This is a genomic window from Meishania litoralis (assembly GCF_042611095.1).
Lineage (GTDB): Bacteria > Bacteroidota > Bacteroidia > Flavobacteriales > Flavobacteriaceae > Meishania > Meishania litoralis.
Map to the genome: position 1 here is coordinate 284,295 of NZ_JBHFPV010000004.1, position 23,855 is coordinate 308,149.

At 42.0% G+C, this 23,855-nt stretch carries 26 protein-coding genes; 13 read left to right on the top strand and 13 right to left on the bottom strand.

What is annotated here, in order from left to right; translation table 11 throughout:
• Nucleotides 1-3: 3 nt before the first annotated feature.
• Nucleotides 4-1,032 carry an RluA family pseudouridine synthase gene (locus ACEZ3G_RS14915; RefSeq protein ID WP_432426316.1) on the top strand — a complete coding sequence of 343 codons (1,029 nt, stop codon included), beginning with the start codon at nucleotides 4-6 and terminating at the stop codon, nucleotides 1,030-1,032.
• 159 nt (nucleotides 1,033-1,191) lie between these two features.
• On the top strand, nucleotides 1,192-1,953 hold the full coding sequence (gene yaaA / locus ACEZ3G_RS14920) for a peroxide stress protein YaaA (RefSeq protein WP_432426317.1): 762 nt from the start codon (nucleotides 1,192-1,194) through the stop codon (nucleotides 1,951-1,953).
• 76 nt (nucleotides 1,954-2,029) lie between these two features.
• Here yaaA and ACEZ3G_RS14925 read toward each other — a convergent pair whose 3' ends face one another.
• Nucleotides 2,030-2,158 carry a 30S ribosomal protein THX gene (locus ACEZ3G_RS14925; protein WP_432426318.1) on the bottom strand — a complete coding sequence of 43 codons (129 nt, stop codon included), beginning with the start codon at nucleotides 2,156-2,158 and terminating at the stop codon, nucleotides 2,030-2,032.
• A gap of 110 nt (nucleotides 2,159-2,268) precedes the next feature.
• Between ACEZ3G_RS14925 and ACEZ3G_RS14930 the strand changes: the two genes are divergently transcribed.
• The 4 genes from ACEZ3G_RS14930 (at nucleotide 2,269) to ACEZ3G_RS14945 (ending at nucleotide 6,538) form a co-directional block, all read left to right on the top strand.
• Complete coding sequence (locus tag ACEZ3G_RS14930) at nucleotides 2,269-2,946, top strand: uracil-DNA glycosylase family protein (protein ID WP_432426319.1); 678 nt, start codon at nucleotides 2,269-2,271, stop codon at nucleotides 2,944-2,946.
• 186 nt (nucleotides 2,947-3,132) lie between these two features.
• Nucleotides 3,133-5,676, top strand: a complete 2,544-nt coding sequence (locus ACEZ3G_RS14935) for a phosphoenolpyruvate carboxylase (protein ID WP_432426320.1) — start codon at nucleotides 3,133-3,135, stop codon at nucleotides 5,674-5,676.
• 209 nt (nucleotides 5,677-5,885) lie between these two features.
• Complete coding sequence (locus tag ACEZ3G_RS14940) at nucleotides 5,886-6,326, top strand: hypothetical protein (protein ID WP_432426321.1); 441 nt, start codon at nucleotides 5,886-5,888, stop codon at nucleotides 6,324-6,326.
• Between the two features lie 20 nt (nucleotides 6,327-6,346).
• Nucleotides 6,347-6,538 (top strand): TonB-dependent receptor plug domain-containing protein, encoded by a 192-nt coding sequence (locus ACEZ3G_RS14945; protein ID WP_432426365.1) that lies wholly within the window; start codon nucleotides 6,347-6,349, stop codon nucleotides 6,536-6,538.
• Nucleotides 6,539-6,543: 5 nt separating this feature from the next.
• On the opposite strand, the gene ACEZ3G_RS14950 is transcribed toward ACEZ3G_RS14945, so the two are convergent.
• The 12 genes from ACEZ3G_RS14950 to ACEZ3G_RS15005 all read right to left on the bottom strand — a co-directional run bounded on the left by ACEZ3G_RS14950 (nucleotide 6,544) and on the right by ACEZ3G_RS15005 (nucleotide 16,719).
• Nucleotides 6,544-8,037, bottom strand: coding sequence for a M20/M25/M40 family metallo-hydrolase (locus ACEZ3G_RS14950; protein WP_432426322.1), 1,494 nt, complete (start codon nucleotides 8,035-8,037; stop codon nucleotides 6,544-6,546).
• A gap of 80 nt (nucleotides 8,038-8,117) precedes the next feature.
• Nucleotides 8,118-8,342 carry a hypothetical protein gene (locus tag ACEZ3G_RS14955; protein WP_432426323.1) on the bottom strand — a complete coding sequence of 75 codons (225 nt, stop codon included), beginning with the start codon at nucleotides 8,340-8,342 and terminating at the stop codon, nucleotides 8,118-8,120.
• Nucleotides 8,339-9,103, bottom strand: coding sequence for a tryptophan synthase subunit alpha (gene trpA, locus ACEZ3G_RS14960; protein WP_432426324.1), 765 nt, complete (start codon nucleotides 9,101-9,103; stop codon nucleotides 8,339-8,341). Before trpA ends, ACEZ3G_RS14955 begins: the two co-directional genes overlap by 4 nt.
• Before the next feature lie 77 nt (nucleotides 9,104-9,180).
• Entirely contained in the window at nucleotides 9,181-10,362 is a 1,182-nt protein-coding gene (gene trpB, locus ACEZ3G_RS14965) for a tryptophan synthase subunit beta (protein WP_432426325.1), read from the bottom strand.
• Between the two features lie 34 nt (nucleotides 10,363-10,396).
• Nucleotides 10,397-11,077, bottom strand: coding sequence for a phosphoribosylanthranilate isomerase (locus tag ACEZ3G_RS14970; protein WP_432426326.1), 681 nt, complete (start codon nucleotides 11,075-11,077; stop codon nucleotides 10,397-10,399).
• Nucleotides 11,064-11,861 carry an indole-3-glycerol phosphate synthase TrpC gene (trpC, locus tag ACEZ3G_RS14975; protein WP_432426327.1) on the bottom strand — a complete coding sequence of 266 codons (798 nt, stop codon included), beginning with the start codon at nucleotides 11,859-11,861 and terminating at the stop codon, nucleotides 11,064-11,066. The genes ACEZ3G_RS14970 and trpC overlap by 14 nt, the downstream gene beginning before the upstream one ends.
• 5 nt (nucleotides 11,862-11,866) lie before the next feature.
• Entirely contained in the window at nucleotides 11,867-12,859 is a 993-nt protein-coding gene (gene trpD / locus ACEZ3G_RS14980) for an anthranilate phosphoribosyltransferase (protein ID WP_432426328.1), read from the bottom strand.
• A 27-nt stretch (nucleotides 12,860-12,886) separates the two neighbouring features.
• Nucleotides 12,887-13,243 (bottom strand): four helix bundle protein, encoded by a 357-nt coding sequence (locus ACEZ3G_RS14985; protein WP_432426329.1) that lies wholly within the window; start codon nucleotides 13,241-13,243, stop codon nucleotides 12,887-12,889.
• A 24-nt stretch (nucleotides 13,244-13,267) separates the two neighbouring features.
• Nucleotides 13,268-13,921, bottom strand: a complete 654-nt coding sequence (locus ACEZ3G_RS14990) for an anthranilate synthase component II (RefSeq protein WP_432426330.1) — start codon at nucleotides 13,919-13,921, stop codon at nucleotides 13,268-13,270.
• A 66-nt stretch (nucleotides 13,922-13,987) separates the two neighbouring features.
• Complete coding sequence (locus ACEZ3G_RS14995; protein WP_432426331.1) at nucleotides 13,988-15,385, bottom strand: anthranilate synthase component I family protein; 1,398 nt, start codon at nucleotides 15,383-15,385, stop codon at nucleotides 13,988-13,990.
• A gap of 247 nt (nucleotides 15,386-15,632) precedes the next feature.
• A complete protein-coding gene (locus tag ACEZ3G_RS15000) occupies nucleotides 15,633-16,211 on the bottom strand; it encodes a YceI family protein (RefSeq protein WP_432426332.1) in 579 nt (192 codons plus the stop codon).
• A 61-nt stretch (nucleotides 16,212-16,272) separates the two neighbouring features.
• Nucleotides 16,273-16,719, bottom strand: a complete 447-nt coding sequence (locus ACEZ3G_RS15005; protein WP_432426333.1) for a MarR family winged helix-turn-helix transcriptional regulator — start codon at nucleotides 16,717-16,719, stop codon at nucleotides 16,273-16,275.
• 195 nt (nucleotides 16,720-16,914) lie between these two features.
• Between ACEZ3G_RS15005 and ACEZ3G_RS15010 the strand changes: the two genes are divergently transcribed.
• The 7 genes from ACEZ3G_RS15010 to ACEZ3G_RS15040 all read left to right on the top strand — a co-directional run bounded on the left by ACEZ3G_RS15010 (nucleotide 16,915) and on the right by ACEZ3G_RS15040 (nucleotide 23,837).
• Nucleotides 16,915-17,226: a rhodanese-like domain-containing protein gene (locus tag ACEZ3G_RS15010; RefSeq protein ID WP_432426334.1), complete on the top strand. Its 312-nt coding sequence runs from the start codon at nucleotides 16,915-16,917 to the stop codon at nucleotides 17,224-17,226.
• A 121-nt stretch (nucleotides 17,227-17,347) separates the two neighbouring features.
• The gene (locus tag ACEZ3G_RS15015; protein ID WP_432426335.1) at nucleotides 17,348-18,625 is read left to right on the top strand and encodes a DUF2851 family protein; all 1,278 of its coding nucleotides are present in this window, start codon (nucleotides 17,348-17,350) and stop codon (nucleotides 18,623-18,625) included.
• A gap of 142 nt (nucleotides 18,626-18,767) precedes the next feature.
• Nucleotides 18,768-18,995, top strand: coding sequence for a PspC domain-containing protein (locus tag ACEZ3G_RS15020; protein ID WP_432426336.1), 228 nt, complete (start codon nucleotides 18,768-18,770; stop codon nucleotides 18,993-18,995).
• Nucleotide 18,996: 1 nt separating this feature from the next.
• A complete protein-coding gene (locus ACEZ3G_RS15025; RefSeq protein ID WP_432426337.1) occupies nucleotides 18,997-20,004 on the top strand; it encodes a potassium channel family protein in 1,008 nt (335 codons plus the stop codon).
• Between the two features lie 98 nt (nucleotides 20,005-20,102).
• Complete coding sequence (locus tag ACEZ3G_RS15030) at nucleotides 20,103-21,734, top strand: alanine/glycine:cation symporter family protein (RefSeq protein WP_432426338.1); 1,632 nt, start codon at nucleotides 20,103-20,105, stop codon at nucleotides 21,732-21,734.
• A 7-nt stretch (nucleotides 21,735-21,741) separates the two neighbouring features.
• A complete protein-coding gene (locus tag ACEZ3G_RS15035) occupies nucleotides 21,742-22,659 on the top strand; it encodes a ComEA family DNA-binding protein (RefSeq protein WP_432426339.1) in 918 nt (305 codons plus the stop codon).
• A gap of 38 nt (nucleotides 22,660-22,697) precedes the next feature.
• Entirely contained in the window at nucleotides 22,698-23,837 is a 1,140-nt protein-coding gene (locus ACEZ3G_RS15040) for an acyl-CoA dehydrogenase family protein (protein WP_432426366.1), read from the top strand.
• Nucleotides 23,838-23,855: the final 18 nt, after the last annotated feature.

The following is a 23,855-nucleotide window of genomic DNA, read 5'->3' on the forward strand; positions in this document are numbered from 1 at the left end:
GTTATGAAATCTCACGATGACGCCGAGCTACAAGATCAAGACAACGAACTCTTTGAACACCATAGATTTGTTGCCTCAAAAGGGCAAGAACCGTTAAGGGTCGACAAATTTTTGATGAATTTTATCGAGTACGCAACGCGTAACAAGATTCAGCAAGCTGCCAAAAATGGCCATATTTGGGTCAACGATACCATTGTCAAGCAGAATTATAAAGTAAAACCGGGCGATGAGGTAAAAGTGCTCTTTGAACACCCTCCACATGAGTATTTGTTGGTCGCCGAAGATATACCCCTTGACATCGTCTATGAAGACGAAGTGTTCATTGTCGTCAACAAACCGGCGGGCATGGTGGTTCATCCAGGACATGGAAATTATTCAGGTACGCTGATCAATGCTTTACTGCATCATTTTGAAGATCTTCCGGTAAATAGCAATGAACGCCCTGGATTGGTGCATCGCATTGACAAGGATACTTCAGGATTGTTGGTCATCGCCAAGACCGAGACGGCAATGACCCATTTGGCGAAACAGTTTTTCGAGAAGACCTCCGAGCGTGAATATATCGCTCTTGTATGGGGCAATGTCGAGCACGATAGTGGAACCATCGAGGGAAATATTGCCCGCCATCCTAAAAATAGGCTTCAAATGCATGTTTGTGAGGGAGATGAGGGCAAAGAGGCAATAACGCACTACAAGGTTTTGGAACGATTGGGGTATGTGACCTTGGTTTCTTGCCAACTTGAAACTGGTCGAACCCATCAAATACGGGTACATATGAAACACATCGGCCACACCTTGTTCAATGATGAGCGCTATGGCGGCGATAAGATTTTGAAAGGCACCACTTTTACCAAATACAAACAATTCGTTGACAATGCCTTTAAAATTCTGCCACGACAGGCATTGCACGCAAAGACTTTGGGGCTTGTTCACCCTATCAGTGGAAAAACGATGCGTTTCGATTCCGAGATCCCCAAAGACATGGCAGATTGTATCGAAAAATGGCGACAGTATTCGCGACATAACCAATGAGATAAATTTCTTCGATACTTTTATCAAAACTATATCTTTAAGAGAATAGGCCATCCCGTAAATCATTACTATTTTTATTCTTCCAAAATACTGCAAGATGAAGCAAAATGATTATGGCCTCGCCCAACCTTTGCCATAATCTTCAAAAGAAACAAACCAATGAAAATAGTAGTATCGCCAGCCAAATCACTTGATTTTGAAACCAAGTTGCCCACATCGACCTTTACCCAGCCCCAATTTTTGGAACAGTCGGAAAAACTGAACAAGGTGCTGGTCAAGAAAAGACCAGGGGCTTTATCGAAATTGATGGGCATATCTGATAACCTCGCCCAATTGAACTGGGAGCGAAATCAACGGTTTTCAGTGCCTTTTACGCCCGAAAACGCACGCCCGGCTGTCTTTGCCTTTAACGGCGATGTTTATCAAGGTTTGGATGCATATACCATTCCCGAGAAAAAATTAGAACTTCTTCAAGATAGATTACGGATTCTTTCGGGCCTTTACGGAGTATTAAGACCATTGGATTTGATTCAGCCCTATAGGCTTGAAATGGGTACACAGTTAAAGGTAGGCCGTAAAAAAAACCTCTATGAATTTTGGAAAAAAACCTTGACGACCTATTTTAACGATGAATTGGAAGATGATGAACTCTTTGTGAATTTGGCAAGTAACGAATATTTCGGGGCAATCGACCCAAAACAGCTCAAAGTACCGATAGTCACACCTATTTTTAAAGATTGGAAAAATGATAGTTTGAAGGTCATTAGCTTCTTTGCCAAAAGGGCAAGGGGGTCTATGGTACGCTATATAATCGACTCGAACGCCAGAACTTTGGATGACATTCGAGGATTCAATCTAGATGACTACGAGTTTAGCAAAGAGCATACTATCAAAGAAAACGAACCGGTTTTTGTTAGATAGCCCTATGCCATGAACGTTGGTAATGTAGTTGTGAGTAAGGTTGTTTAGCAACATTCTGAATCTCGGAACGATTAGGCTATTTTTTCTTTCCCACATTTATTTTTTCTTCGATGGTAGGCCGTTTTTTTATTTTTCGAGGTCTTCTGGCACCATAAGAATTGTTCGCGATTTTTCCACGTCTCGATTTTTTGTCGCCTTTTCCCATAAGATCGTATTTTCCTTTTTTTCTAAATTTAGTGATTATCCGATTATTTGTCAACCTCATGGCAGTGGTGGTAAATTGTTATTTTTAGCGCTTATTTAAATTTAGACCCCTTGTTTTTACATTATCATCCGTATAAGCCTTTTCTTTTCAAAGAAGCGACCAAGTTGATAGTAGGCACGTTGCCCCCGCCCCGATTTACCTTAAAAGCGTTGAAACCTGATGATGTAGATTTTTGTTATGGCAGTCGTGATGGCCAATTATGGCGAATATTAGATATGATTTTTGATTTGGACCTGAAATATGAGACCACCGAGCGGGCCGTTCAACAGCGCAAAGAGTTTCTAAAAAGTCAAAAAATTGGTATATGCGATATTGTCGAAAGTGCGCAACGCGATAAAATAGACGCATCGGACCTGGGAATGAAACATGTCAAGTTGAGGAATCTTATCGCGTACCTAAGACAATATCCTAATGTAGACACACTGTTGTTTACTGGGGGAAACAGTAAAAACGGCCCCGAGTATTTTTTCCGTAAGCTTTTGAAAGAACATAGGCTGAAGTTGCATGTGGTCTCAGATGAAGTACCTAGAATACATGAGTTCGAACTTTCCGAAAAGGTCGGTGATAAAATGATATCCCGAAAAATCAAGACGGTCTCGTTAACCGCTCCATCAGGTGCCGCCAATAGGGCGGTAGGTAGCCTGAATTCCTATAAAAAACTCAAAGATAAGAATCCTGATTTCACTACCATTGATTTTAGGGTCATGCAATACAGGTCATTCTTTTAACCCTTTTTCCAACATTGAAAACTTAAAAAGTATACCGGGCTGTTGGTTCTGTCGGCAGTAAACCTTATTTTGTTATTTACGTATAATGAGAGACTGCACTGATAATTTTATAACGATATTTGGCAGTCGAAACCGTGGTTTGTAATCATATAAAGATTGACACAATCGAAAATTTAAGGATACTTTATGCAAGAAGAAAGATTACTGGAGTTCAAAAAATCGGTCAACAACAAGTTCAATGTGTACAACAGCCTGTTTCTGAATTTACCCTATCAGAACATTGAAAATGTTGGCATGCTCATACCGTTGTTATTGCACCAATGCCAAAAAGGGCTGCAATCAGGTAAAAACCCACAAGACATTTTGAAGGGTTTTTTTCAGAATTTCGCGAGCCTTGATACCGAGAGGGCACAGATCGATTTCATGTTCCGTATCATTCAGTATGTCGAAAGGCAAGTGGTATTGTTCGATAGTGTTGAAGACGCCGCATTTCCGAAAATGCACGAGCATAGCCTTTCACTATCGATCAAAGATTATTTTGAGTTGGTCGATAAACATAAAAGTTGGGACAAGGTTTCCGAAAAATTGTCCAATTTCAGTGCAAGAATCGTTTTGACCGCGCACCCAACGCAGTTCTATACCCCTGCCGTACTCGATATTATTGATGAACTGCGCGCGTTGATTTTAGAAGACCGAATCGATGATATCGATATAACATTGCAACAGTTGGGACTGACTTCTTTGATCAATGCCAAGAAACCCACTCCGCTCGACGAAGCAAAAAACATTATCTACACCTTACGTAATGTCTATTACAATGCCGTTGGTAGTCTTTACGCCTATATCAAGGAAAATATAAAGAACGATCGGTTCGAAAACCATAATATCATAAAATTGGGGTTTTGGCCTGGTGGCGATAGAGACGGAAATCCGTTCGTGACTGCCGAAATAACTAAAGACGTGGCGGACGAGCTACGGGTAAACCTGATGAAGTGTTATTATAATGATTTGAAAAAGTTACAGCAAAAACTGACTTTCAAAGAGCTGCAAGAGCACATCGGGCAACTGAGAAACAATCTCTATGTGGCCATGTTCGATACAAGAAAACAAGTGGGGTATGTAGACATCATCGAGCCTTTGCGATCAATTAGAACTTTGTTGGTCGAAAAATACCACAGCCTTTATTTAAAAGATTTGGATCATTTCATCGACAAAGTGAAAATATTCAAGACGCATTTCGCAACTTTGGACATTAGACAAGACCACAGTGCCCACACAAAGGTGGTCGAAGCAGTATTGATAAAGCACAAGATTGTTGAAAAGAGCCTTGATGAATTGACCAATGCCAAGCTACGCGATATTCTTTTGACCGAAGACCTGAAATTGTCGGCCAAAGATTATGATGACCCGATCATTAAAGATACTATTCGAAACATTGCCCAGTTAAAGGGGATTCAGCTTAAAAATGGGGAAGAAGGTTGCAACCGTTATATTATTAGCAATTCAGAAGATATTTTTTCAGTGCTTTTTGTTTATGGGCTGTTTCGCTGGTGCGGATGGGAAGAAGATAACATAACATTTGATATCGTGCCCCTTTTCGAGACTATGAAAGGTATGGCGACTTCAGAAGATACCATGCAGGCCCTGTTCAAAATACCAAAATACCGGAAGCATTTAGAACGTCGCGAAAATAAACATACGATTATGCTTGGCTTTTCAGACGGTACGAAAGATGGTGGGTATGTAAAGGCCAATTGGTCGATTTTCAAGACCAAGGAAAATCTTTCGAAAGTCTGTAAAAAGAACGGTATCAAGGCGATTTTCTTTGATGGCAGGGGAGGGCCGCCTGCAAGGGGCGGTGGCAAGACCCATCGTTTCTATGCCGCACAGACCAAAGATATAGCGAACCATGAAATACAATTGACCATACAAGGGCAGACGATTACGAGTACATATGGCACGAAGGAGCAATTTATGCACAATAGCGAGCAGTTATTGACCGCCGGGCTGTCGAATAATATCTTCGGTAAAGAAAATGTGATTTCGAAGGATTCACGCAAGTTGATCGAAGAACTTTCAGAGTTGAGTTTTGAAAAATACGATGCTTTGAAACATCATGAGAAATTCATGCCCTACCTCGAAAACATGAGTACGTTGAAGTATTATTCAAATGCGAATATAGGAAGTAGGCCCGGTAAACGGGGCAACAAGAAAAAGCTTGAACTTTCTGACCTTAGGGCCATTTCTTTTGTAGGCTCATGGAGCCAGTTAAAACAGAATGTGCCAGGCTATTTCGGTATCGGTACTGCGATTCAGGCCTTAAAGGATAAAGGAAAGTTGCGAGACCTGAAAAAGCTGTACAATGAAGTTCCATTGTTCAAGGCGTTGATGTTGAACAGCATGATGTCGCTTTCAAAATGTTATTTCGAGCTTACTTCGTATATGAAGGAAAATGAAGAATATGGTGAATTTTGGAACATACTTTATGAGGAATACCTGCTTTCGAAAAAAATGTTGTTGCTTATTTCCGGTTCTAAAATCCTTATGGAAGACGAACCTATTTCGCGTGAGTCCATAAAGATCCGTGAGAACATCGTATTGCCACTGCTGGTCATTCAACAAAACGCCCTTCAAAAAATCGGACAGAATTCCGAATATCTTGAACTGTACGAAAAGATCGTGACCCGATCGCTATATGGCAATATCAACGCCAGTAGAAATTCGGCTTAAGAAAAGCATAATGGGCTATATGCGATTCTATATGGGAATAGCTTTGAATATTTGTTCAAGAATATCATAATCGGAAGTTTTGATAATTGAAGGTACGTTCTAATTTTGAGAATGATTTTTACGTCTCTTAAAAAAATACTAAATCGAAAGTGACGCCAAGTTTTTGCTCTTTAAAAACTTATCTTTAAATATCATCTAAAAAACGAACTATGAAAATGAAGCTGTTTTTCGGTATTTGTACGGTTTTATTGGCCGCTAACCTTCTGACTGGTCAGGGCAATGCCGCTGATGATATTGCGGTAAAACTTCTGGTCACCGATTTTGAGCGTGTGCCGATAAAGGGGGCCTATATTTACGTTGATTCGGTCAAAACCAGAAAGAAAACGAACAAAAAGGGGCTACTAACCTTTAAGGTTGGCGCTGATACCAAATGGATTACCGTACATTCCCCGGAGCACGGGGCATTGAGTAAAGGCTATACGCAACAAAATGAAATGTTGTTCCAGTTTCCTCAAAAAACGACACCCTTGACCGAGGCTGACATGGTGGCATTGGGCTTTGATACAAAGATCAAGGCAAGGAACAGTCTGAATTATTCTGATTATGCAACAGTCTATGAAATACTTAACGCAAAGTTTAATAATGCATAGTTCAGGGAAGAAGAATAATTATCGGAAAGGGGGCAAATAATTTTAGTGGGAACAAGGACCCCCTTATTTTAGTCAATGGGCAACCCATGACTGATGTTTCATCGATTCCCACCTCGGAAATAAAATTGATCTGGGTCATTAGCAAAGGTTCCGAAACGGCCCAATATGGACTTAGAGGAACAAACGGAGTGATTCTGATCGACCTGAAATAGGTAACTTACAACGAAGAACTCAATATCCCGTAAAAAACCTGAATTCCGTAGGCAATCTGCCCGATTTTGAGATTTTCATTCGGACTGTGTTGATTATTGTCGGGGTTGACCATCGGAACTATAAAAGCGGGAATTTTTAATTCATTGATGAATGGGGCAATGGGCACTGTACCGCCCATGATTCGAACCTGTACCACATCTTCCCCGAATTTCTTTTTCAAAGTATTGACTAGAAAATTGCCATAAGTATTGTCCAGATCGGTTCGAAATGCATCGGTAACACTGCCCTCCTTAACGGTCATGATCTTATCATGCATCATGCGCAGGTCCTTATCTGGAACGGAATCCAAAATATAAAAACCTTGTTGTGCGATATGTTTTTTTACCAAGTTTTTAAGTCGCGTGCCATCGGTTTCGGGTACCAGCCTCAGATCCAATTCGGCCGTTGCGCTCTCAGGAACGATCGTACGCGACTTCTCGCCAATCCAACCCGAACCTAGGCCACGAATGTTCAGCGAAGGGTACTGAAGGGCTTCTTGATAAAAACCACCCACTTTTTCAGGGGTTTTGACGGCTAGATTTTCGTTGATGGTTTCGGCATGGTCCGGTACACTTTTGAGAACCTGCATGGTCGCTTCATCTATTGAAATACCGTCGTAATATCCATCAATCAAAACTTTGCCGCTAGTATCTTTCATGCTTGCCAATACTTGTGCCAATTGAAACCCGGGGTTCGGCGCATAATTTCCATAATGACCACTGTGTTGCGGGTTTATCGGGCCGTAGGTGGTCAACGACAAAGTGGTTATGCCCCTGCAACCATATACTACGGTCGGTTTTTCTGAAACGTGAACGGGGCCGTCATTGATGATCAGAAAATCGGCTTCTAGAAGCTCGCGGTATTCCTTCACCGCTTTTGGTAACGGTTTACTACTTTTTTCTTCCTCGCTATCCAAGATTACCTTGATGTTAAAAGGTATTTCGACACCCTCTTTTTGCAATAGATCAACGGCATTCAAGAACATGATGATCGGGCCTTTGTCATCGGAGGTCGAGCGACCGAACAATCGCCAATCGTAATCGATATTTTCGTTCAGATCTTCGAACGCCTCTTTTTTCCAACCATCACCGTCTTTTGATTTTAAGACCACTTCATAGGGGTTTGGTTGATCCCATTTGGCGGGATCTACGCTTTGTCCATCAAAATGCATATAAAAAAGAATCGTGGGTTTGGCATCGTCCATCGGTAGCGCCGCAAAGAAAAGCGATTCGCCTTCGGTCGGCAGTATCGTGGAATTGAACCCCCTTGCATTGAATTTTTTGGTCAGCCAGTTCAGATTAAGGTTGATATCGGCATGGTCCAATGCATCATTGGGAATGGACACAAAGTCGCGAAGCTCTTCGATAGAATGTCGCACTTGCGACTTTAAATGGATAGTATCTTGGGCTAAACTTGATAACGTAAATAGAGCGAACAGGAGCTGTGCCAGGTTTTTCATAGGGTTCTCATTGTGGGGGCCAAAGTAAGCAATTATTATTCTTTTTTGTAAAATGTTCTCAAAGAGGAATCTTCAAGAATTCAATTCAATTTCCCGGAAATCTTCAGAATCGACAACCTCAGAAGAAGAACAAAAGGAAAGCCATGTAGCAAGACATCGAACCAGTCCATGGCTTTCATGCCCACGGCCCCGCCTGCAATCCATTTTAGCTTGCCCCAAATATGAGGTTCGGGAAAGAAAGGAGCCATGCCCAAGGTCAGGCATAGCAGTATGACAATTTTCCAATTGTCGGCAATATCTCTCATTTTCGAATTGGTTTTATGAAACTTGATATTGAATCGACTCCGTTTTCCGTCAAATGTTTTATAAAAGCGGAGCCTATTATAGCGCCTTTGGCCATTTTCGTTGCCTGTTGAAATGTTTCGGAATTACTAATGCCAAAACCAACGATCTGCGGGTTCGAAAGATTCATCGAAGCGATCCGTTCGAAGTAATCCTGTTGTGTTTGGCCAAAACCTGATTTGGCCCCAGTGACACTTGCCGAGCTGACCATATAGATAAACCCTTTGGAAACCGAATCGATGAATCGAATACGTTCTACGGATGTCTGGGGGGTGATCAAGAAGATATTGAGCAACCCGTATTTTTCGAAAATGGTCTGATACGATTCATGATAGACATCTACCGGTAGATCGGGAATTATCAGTCCGTCGATACCGATATCACTGCATTTTTTACAAAAAGACTCTACTCCGAATTGTAATATCGGATTAAAATACCCCATGATGATCAACGGGATGGAAACCGATTCACGAATTGCTGCCAATTGCCTGAAGAGTATCTCGGTGGTCATGCCGTTTTTCAATGCTGCCGTGGAGCTTTTTTGAATGGTCGGCCCATCGGCCAAAGGGTCACTGAAGGGCAGCCCTATTTCAATCATATCGACGCCGCTCTTCTCCAGTTCTTGAATGATTTTAACCGTGTCGTCCAAATTTGGATAACCGGCCGTAAAATAAATGGAGAGGAGTTTTTTAGGCTCTAATAATTTTTGGTTTATTCTGTTCATTTTAAAAAAGTACGAGATACAAAGTACGAAGTACAAAGCCTTTTAACGATTGCTTTGTACTTAATACTTATTGCTACTCAAAGTTTGAAATATTCTATATACGTGTTTAAATCCTTGTCGCCACGACCCGATAGACTGATAACGACCACATCTTCCGATCGAAATTTCTTATGTTCGAAAACGGCAAGTGCATGACCTGATTCTATGGCCGGAATAATTCCTTCCAATTGTGAAAGTTCCAATCCTGCTTTCATGGCTTCATCGTCGGTCGCAGAATAAAAATCGGCCCTTCCCGATGCATGTAAATGTGAATGCATGGGCCCAACACCTGGATAATCGAGTCCTGCCGAAATGGAATAGGGTTCCGTTATCTGCCCGTCGTTGGTCTGCATCAACATGGTCTTGCAGCCGTGGATGATTCCTATTTTTCCCAATGCCGATGTTGCGGCGCTTTCCCCTGAATTTATTCCTTTTCCGGCGGCTTCTACAGCTATGATTCCAACCTCGGGATTATCGAGAAAATGATAATAGGTACCTGCGGCGTTACTACCTCCTCCAATGCAGGCAACCACATAATCGGGATTTTCGCGCCCTTCCTTTTCTTGCAATTGCCATTTGATTTCTTCCGAAATAACGGATTGAAATCGCGTAACCATGTCGGGATATGGATGCGGGCCAATGGCCGAACCAATGATATAATGGGTATCAACAGGATTGTTGATCCAATCGCGAATGGCTTCGTTCGTGGCATCTTTTAAAGTGCGGCTTCCTGAGAGTGCTGGCCGGACTTCGGCACCCAACATTTTCATGCGGGCCACATTGGGGGCCTGACGTGCAATATCGATTTCGCCCATGTAAACAACGCATTCGATGCCCATAAGGGCGCAAACGGTTGCCGTCGCCACACCGTGCTGTCCGGCCCCGGTCTCGGCAATTATGCGTGTCTTGCCCAGCTTTTTGGCCATTAAGATCTGACCGATGGTGTTGTTCACTTTATGCGCCCCGGTGTGGTTCAGATCTTCTCGCTTTAAATAGATTTTACAACCGTGTTTTTCTGAAAGCCGGCTGGCAAAATACAGCGGGGAAGGCCTGCCGACATAATCTTTGAGCAATTGATGAAACTCTTTTTGAAAAGAGCTTTCATGCATGATTTGCAGGTACTTTTGGCGTAATTCCTCTACGTTGGGATACAACATTTCAGGAATAAAAGCCCCGCCGAACTCCCCGTAATATCCTTTTTCGTCTATATTGTATTTCATTTTTTTTCGTCATTCCGGCGAAGACCGGAATCTTTTAATTATGCTTCAAAATTTCTTTGAACTTTTTCAACGCTTCAATATTTTTTAGCCCAGGTTCGATTTCGAACTTACTGTTTACATCGATGGCATGGCAATATTTTGACTCCGGGCTTTTTAGGAACTTCTTTATTGGTTCGATTTCTTCCAACCCGATGCCGCCACTTAAAAAATAGGGTTTTGTGGAAGGATAATCTTTCAAGACTCCCCAATTGAACATGAAACCATTGCCACCGGGAAGTTCTCCCTTGGTATCGAACAAGTAGTAGTCGCATACATTTTCATAGGGTCTCAACAGACCAAAATCAAAGTTGTCCTTGATGGTGAATACCTTTATAATTTTCAACTTTATCTCCTTGGGCGCCTTTGAGGACCTTTTCAAGGTTTCGATGGTGCTCGACCGAACGGTTGCATGGCGCAAGGCTTCGCAGTATTCGGCAGTTTCATTACCATGCAATTGAACGCCCCATAATTTATATTGTTCGATTTTTGCCAAAACTTCTTTTATCGGGGCATCGACAAAGACACCGATTTTCCTTATGGTTTCGGATGTCTCTGACGGCCTGCCGTCAAAAAAGCGCTTTGACGGTTCCCAGAAAATGAAGCCCAAATAGTCGGGCCGTATCGCAGCGACTTTTTGGGTGTTGTGTTTCATTCCACAGATCTTAAGCTTCATCATTTTCTTTTATCAGTTCGATAAATTCCTTTGCATTTTTTCCGGGATTGTTGGTCGCCATAAAATTCTCCCCTATCAAAAAGCCTTGGTACCCGTATGTTTTGAGGTCACGGATCGCGACCGGACTGCTAATTCCGCTTTCGGAAACTTTCACAAATTCATCAGGTATTAACCTTGAAAGGTTACGGCTTGTGTTCAGGTCGACTTCGAACGTTTTCAGGTTTCGATTGTTGACGCCCAACATATCAATACTTGACATGATCGATTTATGCAGTTCATCTTGATTGTGCACTTCCAACAATACATCCAGATCCAGACTTTTGGCAAATTCTGAAAAGTTCTTGATCGCTTCTCGCGGCAATATTGCCGCAATCAGCAGAATAACATCGGCACCATGGGCTTTCGCTTCCAATATTTGATATTCGTCGATTATGAATTCCTTTCGGAGCAATGGAATACCGACAGTGGCGCGTGCCAACAATAGGTCGTCCAACGAGCCCCCGAAATATTTTCCATCCGTCAACACCGACATGCCGCATACGCCGGCATTTTCATAGCCCGAAGCGACTTCCTGAACATTCAGGTTTTGGTTGATTTCCGATTTTGACGGGGAGCGACGTTTGTGCTCGGCGATAATTCCTGTGGCGCTATTTCTCAAGGCATTGCCCAATGAAACGGTCTCCCGGCGGAAAAGTACAGAACTTTCCAATTGCGAAACAGGGATCAACGATTTTTTCAAATTGACTTCCTTACGCTTATCGGCCACTATTTTATCAAGTATATTCATAAAAATCAACTGCTTACTTCTTGTAACTTCTTCAAAGCTTTCAATCCCCGTCCGCTTAAAAGAGATTCCTTGGCTTTTTCAAAACCTTCTTTCGGGCTCAATCCGTTCACGGTCGCAATGGCGATTCCTGCATTGGCACAAACTACGTTGTTCTGGGCTTTAGTACCCTTTCCTTGGAGTACATCCATAAATATTTGGGCCGATTCGGCGATGTCCTTGCCACCGACGATTTCATCTTGCTCGATGACATTTACACCAAAATCCTCAGGCTTCAACATTCCTTCCGATTTGTTGGAAATCGTCTTTGTGTTTCCGGTCAATGAAATTTCGTCATAGCCGTCCAAGGCGTGTAGAATGGTGAAATTCTTATCCGTGTTTTGATAAAGGTAACCGTACATTCGGGCAAGTTCGAGATTGAAGACCCCGACCATTTGATTTTTCGGGAAGGCCGGGTTTACCATTGGCCCCAGCATATTGAAAAAGGTTTTTACGCCCAATTCCCTACGGATAGGTGCCACGTTTTTCATCGCCGGATGAAATAAAGGTGCGTGCAATACACAAATGCCGGCCTGGTCGATGGATTTTTTTAGAAAGTCGGATTCGTTACTGAATTTGATTCCTAGAAATTCCATCACATTGCTGCTGCCACATTTTGACGAAACACCATAATTGCCATGTTTGGTCACTTTTACATCGGCGCCGGCGGTCACAAACGAAGCCAGGGTCGAAATGTTGAAAGTGTCCTTTCCGTCGCCGCCCGTGCCGCATAGATCGACCGGATTGTATTCCGATAGGTCGATCGCCACACAAAGCTCCAATAATGCATCACGAAAACCTTCGAGTTCTTCAATGGTAATGCTACGCATCATGTAAACGGTCAGAAATGCGGCGATCTGACTGGTGTTGTATTCCCCTTTGGCAATATTGACCAAAATCCGTTTCGCATCTTCTTTCGAGAGAATGTCGTGGTTGATAAGTTTGTTCAGCGTTTCTTTCATGTCGATGTAGATATGAGGTAATAGATTTTAGATTTGAGAAAATTTCTTGATGAGGGTATAAATCATTTTTTGAATTTCGTCACTTTGTTTCAAAATTGACTTAAACTCGATTTCATTTATCAGTCCTAGCCTTTTTGATATTTCCAATTGTGTGTTCATCTCATTTAATGAACCATTCGCCATTCCAAGAAAATTTCTAAATTCCTTTTTAGAATTTCTTCCGGCCCCTTCAGCAATATTCGAAGCAATTGATACAGAACTTCTTCTAATTTGACCCGTCAAACCATATTTTTCTTCATCAGGAAATGATGAGGTTAAGGTATAGACTTTCTCAACGATAGAGATTGATTTTTGCCAAACAATAAGTTCCCGGTAGTTGTTCATTATCTAAAATCTATTGTCTAATATCTATTTTCTACTAAGCCAGTTTTCCAAAATCTTCTTCCCGTGCGGAGTCAATACCGATTCGGGATGGAACTGTACCGCGGAAACGTCATATTGTTTATGGCGGAGCGACATTACCTGTCCGTTTTTATCTACGGAGGTCGCGATCAAGACTTCGGGCATGTCGGGATGCACTACCCATGAATGATATCTACCGACCTCGATTTCTTTCGGAATTCCCTCAAAAATAACATCGTCTTCAATGATATTGATTTTGGTGGCCGTGCCGTGGTACACTTGATCAAGATTGACCAGTGAACCGCCAAAAACCTCGGCAATGGCCTGCTGCCCCAAGCATACGCCAAAAATACTTTTTGTCGCGGCGTATTTTGAAATTATTTCTTTCAACAATCCGGCCTCATCTGGGATTCCCGGCCCAGGGGACAGGACTATTTTTTCAAAGGCGGCGACTTCGTCCAAGGTCAATTGATCGTTTCTTTTAACGGTAACCTCGCAACCCAAATCCTCCAGATAATGGACAAGATTATAGGTAAAGCTGTCGTAATTGTCTATTACCAGAACGGCCCCACCTAACCTCCCCAAAGGGGAGGGATTAAGTTCGTTTGGCTTCCTTAAAGGAGAGGAACTTTTATTGTCGTGATTATTTTGTTTTTTCATTTAATTCGTTTCGATTTACCTAAAACTGCCCGATCAATTGAAGTCAAGTGTTACACCTTTGGGGACTTATATCGTTTCCGCAATTTCCATAGCCTTATTAAGGGCTCCCAATTTGTTATAGGTTTCCTGTAGTTCATCATCGGGATCCGAGGCGGCCACCAAACCTGCACCCGCCTGATAATGCAATTGATGGTTCTTGCTCAAAAATGTGCGTATCATAATGGCATGGTTGAAATTTCCGTCAAAATCCATAAAACCGATGGCACCACCGTAATAACTGCGACTCGTCTTTTCGTATTTCTCGATCAACTGCATGGCCATATGTTTGGGCGCACCGCTCAAAGTACCTGCCGGAAAAGTATCGGCCACGACCTTCATCGTAGGAATGTCCTTTTTCTTTTGACCGACCACTTTTGAAACCAGGTGAATAACGTGGGAGAAAAACTGTACCTCTCTGTAGTTGGCAACTTCGACCATATTTCCGTTTCGGCTCAGATCGTTTCTGGCCAGGTCGACAAGCATAACGTGCTCACTGTTTTCTTTATCGTCTTCGGTCAATTGTTTGGCAAGTACGGCATCTTTTTCATCGTTGCCCGTTCTTTTGAAAGTTCCGGCGATCGGATGGATTTCGGCAGTTCCGTTTTTGACGATCAACTGCGCTTCGGGCGAGCTTCCAAAGATTTTGAAATCCCCGTAATCGAAATAGAACAAATAGGGGGAAGGGTTTATGGATCGCAATGCGCGGTACACATTGAACTCATCGCCCTTGAAACCCTGTGAGAACCTTCTGGACAGTACAAGTTGAAAAACATCCCCACGCTGGCAATGTTTTTTAGCTAGGCGTACATGTTCTTTATATGCTTCGTCGTCAAGGTTCGAGGAAGCCTTTCCTTCCATCGAAAAATTATAGGAAGCAAAATTTCTTGCGTTCAGTATCTGTTCGATTTCGGAAATGTTTTCCCCGTTCTCGAAACAGTGTGCAAAAATATGGGCCTCGTTCTTAAAATGATTGATGGCAATGATATTTTGATAAACCGCATAATAAACATCGGGTATCGCCATCGAGTTCTTTTTTTTCGAAATCGAAATGTCTTCGAAGTAGCGTACGGCATCATAGGCCATATAGCCGAAAAGTCCGTTATTGATGAATTTGAAATCGTTGCTTTCGCCGGTGAAATTTCTACCGAACGCATCGATGGCCGCGACCACATCGATCTGATCGGTAATCTTGGTTTCTTTGAAACTTCGGTCGGGAAAATGTTCGTAAATAATCTCGTTCTCGATTTTGATGAAAGCTATCGGGTTACAACAGATGTACGAGAAACTGTTATCGTTGGCGTGGTAGTCGCTACTTTCCAACAAGAGACTGTTCGGAAAGCGATCACGGATCTTGAGATATACGCTCACCGGTGTAATGGTGTCGGCAAGGATTTTTTTAGAGGTTGTTTTAAGTTGATATATCATGAACCAAAACGTTTTTAAAATATTGAATTAAAAAAGGCCCGTCGTGATGACAGGCCTTATATAGTTTAGCTATAATGATGCTCAGCTCACGATGTTCGTCGAGAGTTGTTCCACCACCAAGTATTTTCCATGTTGTTGATCATTAGGTCAAATATAGAAATCATTTTCATAACCGCAAACCAAATTCAAAATAAAAACCCCGTCTTCTTTCTGGGAAAACGGGGCAAACTTGTGAGGTCAAGTTTATTTAATATGCTAGATCGACCACTAAGTCGAATTCGTCATAAATTGTTTTGTCGCCAAGGTTTTCAAAGAAACTGCCCGACCTGAACTTGATGTCATATTCGGTACGATCTACCTTTAATGTGGCCGTAGCTTTGTTGTCGAAAAGTGAAATTACAAAAGTTATCGGTTTTGTGATTCCTTTTATGGTCAAATTTCCGGTGACGGTAGAAGATCTGTCATTGAACGGTTTGACGCTGGTAATCACCAGTTTCGAGGTTTTGTGGTTCTCAACACTAAAGAAATCATCTGATTTCAAATGCCCCTCCAATTTACCTTTCATGTCCCCTTCAAGATCTGTTGACACCAGCGTAGGCATATCCACGACAAATTCGCCGCCGGTCAACTTATTGCCGTCGAACATCAAATGGCCCGATTTCAAATTTACGGTACCCTCATGACCACCTGCTACCTTGTAGGCTTTCCAAGTGACCTTGCTTTTTTCTACATTGACCGTTTTTTTCTCGCCGTCAATGGGTTCGGTCGCTGTGGCCGCAACTCCAAAGATCATGGCCAACGCCAAACTTAATATTCCTTTTTTCATAATTAATCCGATTTTAGTTTATCCCACGAATGGGAGTTTTGTTAATAATACGTGTTTAAATTTAAAATTTGTCGAACAATAGGTTCAGTTCTTCCAATTCTTCAATTGTAAGATTTTTTAATATTTTGTTTTCGGCCTCCTGCATGGCGGCATCCATTTTTTTTAAATCGTTCTTGCCTTGATCGGTAATGTTTATTTCTACTTTCCTTCTATTGGAGGGGCAAGTAATGCGACTTACATATCCCTTTAGAATTAATTTGTCCACCAAACGGGTGGTATTGCTCATTTTGGTGACCATACGTTCATTAAGCGTCGATAAGTTGGCGGGTTTTCCATTTTGCCCTCTTAAAATGCGTAGAACGTTGAATTGTTGTACCGATACGTCGAAAGGTTTTAATGCGATAGATATCATTTCATTTATCTTGTTGTTCACCAACATAAAGTGAATGACCGTTCTACTTTTAATAGGTATGTTCTTGACCGTTTTTATTTTTTCTTCAACATCCATGCCATCTAACACTTGTATATACAAATGTATATGATCTGCAGTTTAAGACCATGCTTTTATCGTCAAATTTTTGTTAAAAAATTGAGGTGCCGTTTTTGCCATTAAAAATGTACATTTGGAACTTAAATGAACAGGTGCCGGCATTGGCTCCTAATAGAACTAAGACCATAGGTCGGGAACATTGAAAATTTGAACATGGCAGATTTATCGCAAGAAGAGTGGTCCGCACAATTACAGAATGACGAGAATGCATTTATATTGGATGTGCGCACGCCTGAAGAGGTAGAAGAGGGCTATATTCCCAATTCTACCAATATCGATATTTATTTGGGACAGGAGTTTTTGAGCGAACTCGAAAAATTGGACAAGACCAAAAATTATTATGTGTATTGCCGCAGTGGAAATCGTAGTGGTCAGGCTTGTGCCATTATGAACAGTATCGGTTTTGAAAATGCATATAATCTAGAGGGAGGATTTATGAACTGGGAAGGCGAAGTGGCCGAATAAGCTGTTTTGGCCGTTAGTTTCAAAAGTCTAGCGATTGGTATTCGATATTGTGTTGACATGAGGATTCGGTTAACCGTACTTTTGGCTCGAACACCTTGCCATAAACAAACCAACAATACCCATGCGTGAAGATTTGCTCCATTTTATCTGGAAGTATAAAAAGATTCAGCTGGAGCAGTTGGCCACCTCAAAAAAAGAACCGGTCATTATCGAAGATGTAGGTTCCCACAATCTCCATTCCGGTCCTGATTTTTTTAACGCCAAGATTTCCATCGCGGGACAGCTGTGGGCGGGAAATGTCGAGATACATCTCAAATCTTCTGATTGGTATGCCCATAACCACGAACAAGACCCTCATTATAACAACGTAATCTTACACGTGGTATGGGAAGATGATGCCGAAGTATATCGCAGCGACAATACTGAAATTCCCACACTTGAATTGCAACATTACATCCCGCCAAAACTTTTAACGACTTATCAAAACCTATTGGATAAAAGAAGTTATTCTTTTGTCAATTGCGAAAAGAACATTGCGCAGATCGATGGTTTTATTATTGATAGCTGGCTCGAAAGGCTTTATTTTGAACGCTTGGAAAGGAAATCTATCTGGGTCGAACATCTTCTGAAGAAAAGTAAGAACGACTGGGAAAGTGTTCTTTTTTCAATGCTGCTGAAGAATTTCGGGTCCAAAATCAATGCGGAAGCCTTTATGAGTTTGGCCCAGAGCCTTGATTTTTCGATAGTACGGAAAATTCAGAATGATATTTTGCAACTGGAAAGTGTTTTTTTCGGGATGTCACATTTGTTGGATGATGAAAAAATTGTCGATGAATACTGTTTAGAATTGGGGAAGGAATTCAAATACCTAAGTAATAAGTTTGATTTGCAGGCGAATAACGTTCAAAGACCAAATTTTTTTAAGCTGCGGCCTTCGAACTTTCCAACGATTCGTTTATCGCAGTTGGCTCAACTTTACACCATGTATCAAGGTTTGTTCATGAAAATTATGGAAGCTCCCAGACTTGAGGACCTATATTCCATCTTTGAAATTTCGGCGAGCAGTTATTGGAATACACATTATACATTCGGTAGGGAGTCGAAAAAAAGTACCAAAAGGTTGACTCGCAACTTCATTGATCTTTTAATTATCAACACGATTTTACCGCTTAAGTTCTGCTATGCCCGGCATGTGGGCAAAGATTCCAACGATGAGATAATTGCGATAATAACGGCAATCAAAAAAGAGGAAAATGCCATTACCCGAAATTTTACAAAGCACGGCATATCAGTGAAAAACGGAAAGGATGGTCAAGCACTGATTGAATTGTACAATGAATATTGCGTTCAAAACAAATGTTTACAGTGCGCAGTTGGAAATAGTCTCTTGCAGTCTTGACCATGAATTGAATTTATTGAGGCACTTTTTGAGGGTATTTAAAATAAAGGGTAAACATTGAGCATAGGTTTTTGTCGAAAAACGGGACTAAAAGTGAAATTTGAAAATGGCTTTTTGCCAACTTTTTGACTAATTTTAAGGCATGAATTTGTTCTACCGTACGCTCTATTACTTTCAAAAGAGGGGTTTTGAGGTTTGTCGCCGCATCGCCGAACGCCTGGGCATTCGCGCAAGGGTGGTGCGAACTTCGTTCATCTATTTGACTTTTGTGACCCTTGGCTTCGGTTTTGCGCTCTACTTGTTCCTGGCTTTTTGGCTAAAAATAAAAGATTTATTATACACCAAGCGCACTTCGGTTTTCGACCTCTGATATGATCAAATTATTCCGCTCCAAGATTTATTTGTCAATTGCCCTGTTGCTAACGGTTCTAATTATCGGCATTATTGGGTACAGGTACTTTTCAGGGCTTTCATGGGTAGATGCCCTGTATATGACCATTATTACGGTCACAACTGTGGGATTTACCGAAGTTGGACCTATGGACGACCGGGGAAAAATTTTCACCGTGGTTCTGATAGCGTTCAGTGTTTTTATTTTTGCCTATGCCATTTCGGTTATAACAGAGTATATTTTAGGAAAGAATTCGTTACAACTTTTAAAAAAAAAGAAAGTGAAAAATAAAATAGACGGTCTTGACAATCATGTTATTTTATGTGGTTTTGGCCGAAATGGCATGCAGGCGGCCGAGCGCTTGAAGGCTTATAAAAAACCTTTTGTGGTCATTGAGCGTGATCATGAGGTTGTGCTAAAACACGATCCCGATATACTTTTTATTGAAGGCGATGCTAATGAAGACGATGTTCTGAAAGAGGCCGGAATCGAAAGGGCACAATATCTTATTGTTGCCCTGCCTGATGATGCGGCCAATCTTTTTGTGGTTTTGTCGGCCAGGCAGTTGAACAAAGATCTTTTTATAATAAGCAGGGCCTCTCTGGTTACTTCGCAAAAGAAATTGAGGCTTGCGGGGGCCAATAAGGTCATTATGCCCGATAAGATAGGTGGGGACCATATGGCTTCGTTGGTGGTCATGCCCGATTTGATAACTTTTATGGACAAACTTTCAACAGAGGGCGAGAATACGACCAATCTTGAGGAGGTGTCGATAGAGGATTTTGAGGGCCAAGTAGATTGTGGCTCGATCCGGGACTTAGATCTTCGCAATAAGACCGGTTGTACGATTATCGGTTACATCGAACCCAATGGCAATTATATTATTAACCCCGAAGCCGACACAAAGCTTGAGCCAAAAAGTAAGGTTATCGTATTGGGCCGCCCCGAACAGATAAATAAATTGAATGAAATGTTCAATATCGGCTGATTCCACTTCCGATTAATTCGGCGGTTTAATTTGATAGTAAGGCTTATTTTTTCGATATTGGCGGGCAGCAAACTAACGCAATAACAAAAATAAACCTTATGAAGAATCGAAACTTTCTTGCATTACTCGTCCTATTTACACCTTTTTTGAACTTTGCACAAGAGACCGCGGAGAAAGGGTTGGACGAGAAAGTCAATGACGCCTTCATGCCTTTTGCCGTTTGGTGGGAAAATCTGATTCTCACGCCTATTCATGTGGCGGGTTATGACTTGCCCATTGTATTACTTCTATTGATTTTTGGAGCTACCTTTTTTACCGTTTATTTCAAGTTTCCGAATATATTAAGATTTGGATTGGCTATTAATACGGTTCGTGGCAAATATGACGAACTTGAGTTTCCAGAGGGCCACGGGGTTGAAAAATCCGAAGTAAATATTGTCGATGGTGACCTGCCCGATACTATTCGCGACGAAAGTAAAGAAGGCGAAGTAAGTCACTTTCAGGCATTGGCAACCGCCGTGTCCGGAACGGTAGGCCTTGGTAATATTGCCGGGGTCGCTGTAGCGATCGCCCTTGGAGGGCCTGGGGCTACTTTTTGGATGATCGTGTGCGGGTTGATCGGTATGTCAACAAAATTTGTCGAATGTACGCTTGGTGTGAAGTACCGCGATGTTGGACCAGACGGAACCGTTTACGGGGGGCCAATGTATTATTTGTCAAGAGGACTTTCTGAAAAGAACATGAAAGGTTTGGGTAAAGTGCTTGCGGTAGCATTTGCTATACTTTGTGTTGGGGCATCGTTTGGTGGCGGTAACGCGTTTCAGTCGAATCAGGCCGCAGTACAGTTGACGACGATGTTCGGCTTTGAAGGAGGGGCGACCGGTGTTATAATCGGCGTCGTTCTTGCCTTTTTGGTAGGTATCGTAATTATAGGCGGTATCAAAAAGATTGCCAGTGTAACCGAAAAAATAGTGCCTTTTATGGCAGGGGTCTATATATTGGCATCTTTGGTCATTATTTTCGCGAACATCAAATATATAGGTGAAGCCTTCAGTATGATCTTTGCCGGCGCATTTACGCCTGAGGCTGGTCTTGGGGGTATATTGGGCGTCATAATAGTTGGGTTTCAAAGAGCTGCTTTCTCAAATGAGGCAGGTGCAGGTTCTGCGGCTATTGCACACTCTGCGGTCAAGACTAAATATCCTGCAAGTGAAGGTGTGGTGGCGCTATTGGAGCCCTTCATCGATACAGTTGTCATTTGTACAATGACGGCTTTGGTAATCATTTTTTTCAATATGGATGCCGGCGCTTTTGATTACGGCAATGGTGTAGGCAGTACAGTACTTCTTAATGAGACGGGTGCCTATGTCGGGGGCGTAGATTTAACGTCAATGGCGTACGATTCGGTGATACCGGGTTTTAGATATGTACTTACCGTTGCGATTATTCTCTTCGCTTTTTCCACAATGATCTCTTGGTCTTATTATGGGCTGCAGTCATGGAAATATCTCTTCGGAAGGGGTAGAACGGCCGATACGGTCTATAAGGTATTGTTCCTCATATTCGTTGTAATCGGTGCTGCGGCGACGTTGGATGCCGTAATCAAATTTTCCGATGCGATGATATTGGCCTTGGTATTTCCCAATATGATAGGGTTGCTGTTTTTGTTCCCTAGAGTACGAGAAGAACTTGCCAAGTATGTGGATGATATAAAGGCATCTTTTAAATAAGGGGCAATTGAAAAAACTTAAATCCCGCTTCGCTTCCTTTAGCCGGTCAGGTAAATTTACCAAACAGGAACGAAGCGGGATTTTCTTTTTGCTCTTGATAATCATTTTGCTGCAGATCGGATATTTTACTTTCAAAACCGTCGGATTTCGAAATAGTTCTGAATCCTTTGCGGTTGATACGAAAATGCAATCCCAGATAGATGCCTTGAGAGAAAGTGCCCTGAAAAAGGATACCTTCAAGATTTTTCCTTTCAATCCGAATTTTATCACCGATCATAAAGGTTATGCCATAGGCATGTCGGTCGAGCAAATAGATAGATTACATGCTTTTAGAAAACAGGGCAGGTTTGCCAATTCCGCTGAAGAATTCCAAAAAGTAACCAAGGTATCCGATTCATTATTACAAAAGATATCACCCTATTTCAAATTTCCGGATTGGACACAAAATAGGAATTCGTCCGAAGTAACAAATAAGGTACATTCATACGATGTAAAAAAGACTATTTCCGACGCAGTTCCCGGGAGTGGCTATAAAGACCTGAACGAAGCGACGGCCGATGACCTAAAGTCGATAAAGGGCATTGGTGAAAAGCTTTCCGCACGTATTATTAAGTTCAGAAATCGTCTTGGGGGCTTCTTGGTCGATGAGCAATTATATGATGTATACGGACTCGAACCTGACGTAGTCGAAAGTGCATTGAAAAAATTCAAAGTGCTGAATCCTCCCAAAATAGATAAGATCAATATAAACAGTGCGTCGGCCAATGACATCGGTAAATTAGCATATCTGCAAAAAAATGTGGCTCAAGGCATTGTAGATTATAGGAATCATAACGGAACTATCAATTCGTTCGAAGAATTATCAAAAATCGAAGATTTCCCGACAGAAAAGATTGATAGAATTAGGTTATATTTGTCGCTCTAAAAAAGTTACCGTCTATGATTACCGAAACGAGGACGAATTTGAGTTTTGACTACTCTGAAACACAACGTATGGTTGCCGATTCGGCAAGGGAATTCGCCGAGCAGTACATCAGGCCAAATGTTATGGAATGGGATGAATCCCAAACGTTTCCGGTCGAGGTTTTCAAGAAGGCCGGTGAAATGGGCTTTATGGGGGTCTTGGTCCCTGAAAACTATGGTGGTTCAGGATTGGGCTATCACGAATATGTGGCAATAATCGAAGAGATTTCGAAGGTAGATCCATCGATCGGACTATCCCTGGCCGCACACAATTCTTTATGCACGAACCATATTCTTTCCTTTGCCAACGAAGAACAAAAACAAAAATGGATTCCAAAATTGGCAACCGCGGAATGGTTGGGTGCTTGGGGTCTTACCGAGCATAATACGGGATCTGATGCCGGTGGCATGAGCACTACGGCAACAAGAAATGGCGATTCGTGGATTTTGAACGGTGCCAAGAATTTCATTACCCATGGTAAAACTGGCGATGTTGCGGTGGTGGTGGCTAGAACGGGTAAAAAAGGAGATAGCCATGGAATGACAGCTTTTGTGGTCGAAAAAGGCACACCTGGTTTTACCAGTGGTAAGAAAGAGAATAAATTGGGTATGCGTGCCAGTGAAACGGCCGAATTGATTTTTGACAACTGCAAGATTCCCGATGCCAACAGGTTGGGGGAGGTCGGCGACGGTTTTATACAATCCATGAAGGTTTTGGATGGCGGAAGAATATCAATTGGAGCACTGTCATTGGGTATTGCAAAAGGGGCTTATGAGGCGGCCTTAAAATATTCAAAGGAACGTATTCAATTTGGAAAACCGATCAGCCATTTTCAGGGAATATCTTTTAAACTTGCCGATATCGCTACCGAGATAGAGGCGGCCGAACTTTTGTTGCATAAAGCGGCCTTTTTGAAAAATGAGGGCCGCCCGGTTACCACACAAAGTGCCATGGCCAAAATGTATGCCTCTGAAGTATGCGTGAAAGCTGCGAATGAGGCCGTTCAAATACATGGCGGTTATGGGTATACCAAAGATTTTCCCGTCGAAAAATTTTATAGGGATTCGAAGCTTTGTACCATTGGAGAAGGTACGACCGAAATACAGAAAGTCGTAATCGCAAAAAATATTTTAAAATAATTATAGTTTATTTGGTAC

Coding starts and splice junctions, on each gene's coding strand:
- trpD (WP_432426328.1), bottom strand. CDS start 12,859: ATGAAAGAAACGCTGAACAAACTTATCAACCACGACATTCTCTCGAAA.
- ACEZ3G_RS14925 (WP_432426318.1), bottom strand. CDS start 2,158: ATGGGAAAAGGCGACAAAAAATCGAGACGTGGAAAAATCGCGAACAAT.
- ACEZ3G_RS15005 (WP_432426333.1), bottom strand. CDS start 16,719: ATGGATGTTGAAGAAAAAATAAAAACGGTCAAGAACATACCTATTAAA.
- ACEZ3G_RS15010 (WP_432426334.1), top strand. CDS start 16,915: ATGGCAGATTTATCGCAAGAAGAGTGGTCCGCACAATTACAGAATGAC.
- ACEZ3G_RS14955 (WP_432426323.1), bottom strand. CDS start 8,342: ATGAGAGATATTGCCGACAATTGGAAAATTGTCATACTGCTATGCCTG.
- ACEZ3G_RS15020 (WP_432426336.1), top strand. CDS start 18,768: ATGAATTTGTTCTACCGTACGCTCTATTACTTTCAAAAGAGGGGTTTT.
- ACEZ3G_RS15000 (WP_432426332.1), bottom strand. CDS start 16,211: ATGAAAAAAGGAATATTAAGTTTGGCGTTGGCCATGATCTTTGGAGTT.
- ACEZ3G_RS15015 (WP_432426335.1), top strand. CDS start 17,348: ATGCGTGAAGATTTGCTCCATTTTATCTGGAAGTATAAAAAGATTCAG.
- ACEZ3G_RS14970 (WP_432426326.1), bottom strand. CDS start 11,077: ATGATGAAGCTTAAGATCTGTGGAATGAAACACAACACCCAAAAAGTC.
- ACEZ3G_RS15030 (WP_432426338.1), top strand. CDS start 20,103: ATGAAGAATCGAAACTTTCTTGCATTACTCGTCCTATTTACACCTTTT.
- trpA (WP_432426324.1), bottom strand. CDS start 9,103: ATGAACAGAATAAACCAAAAATTATTAGAGCCTAAAAAACTCCTCTCC.
- ACEZ3G_RS14985 (WP_432426329.1), bottom strand. CDS start 13,243: ATGAACAACTACCGGGAACTTATTGTTTGGCAAAAATCAATCTCTATC.
- ACEZ3G_RS14950 (WP_432426322.1), bottom strand. CDS start 8,037: ATGAAAAACCTGGCACAGCTCCTGTTCGCTCTATTTACGTTATCAAGT.
- ACEZ3G_RS14990 (WP_432426330.1), bottom strand. CDS start 13,921: ATGAAAAAACAAAATAATCACGACAATAAAAGTTCCTCTCCTTTAAGG.
- ACEZ3G_RS14935 (WP_432426320.1), top strand. CDS start 3,133: ATGCAAGAAGAAAGATTACTGGAGTTCAAAAAATCGGTCAACAACAAG.
- ACEZ3G_RS14940 (WP_432426321.1), top strand. CDS start 5,886: ATGAAAATGAAGCTGTTTTTCGGTATTTGTACGGTTTTATTGGCCGCT.
- ACEZ3G_RS15025 (WP_432426337.1), top strand. CDS start 18,997: ATGATCAAATTATTCCGCTCCAAGATTTATTTGTCAATTGCCCTGTTG.
- yaaA (WP_432426317.1), top strand. CDS start 1,192: ATGAAAATAGTAGTATCGCCAGCCAAATCACTTGATTTTGAAACCAAG.
- ACEZ3G_RS14995 (WP_432426331.1), bottom strand. CDS start 15,385: ATGATATATCAACTTAAAACAACCTCTAAAAAAATCCTTGCCGACACC.
- ACEZ3G_RS14915 (WP_432426316.1), top strand. CDS start 4: ATGAAATCTCACGATGACGCCGAGCTACAAGATCAAGACAACGAACTC.
- trpC (WP_432426327.1), bottom strand. CDS start 11,861: ATGAATATACTTGATAAAATAGTGGCCGATAAGCGTAAGGAAGTCAAT.
- trpB (WP_432426325.1), bottom strand. CDS start 10,362: ATGAAATACAATATAGACGAAAAAGGATATTACGGGGAGTTCGGCGGG.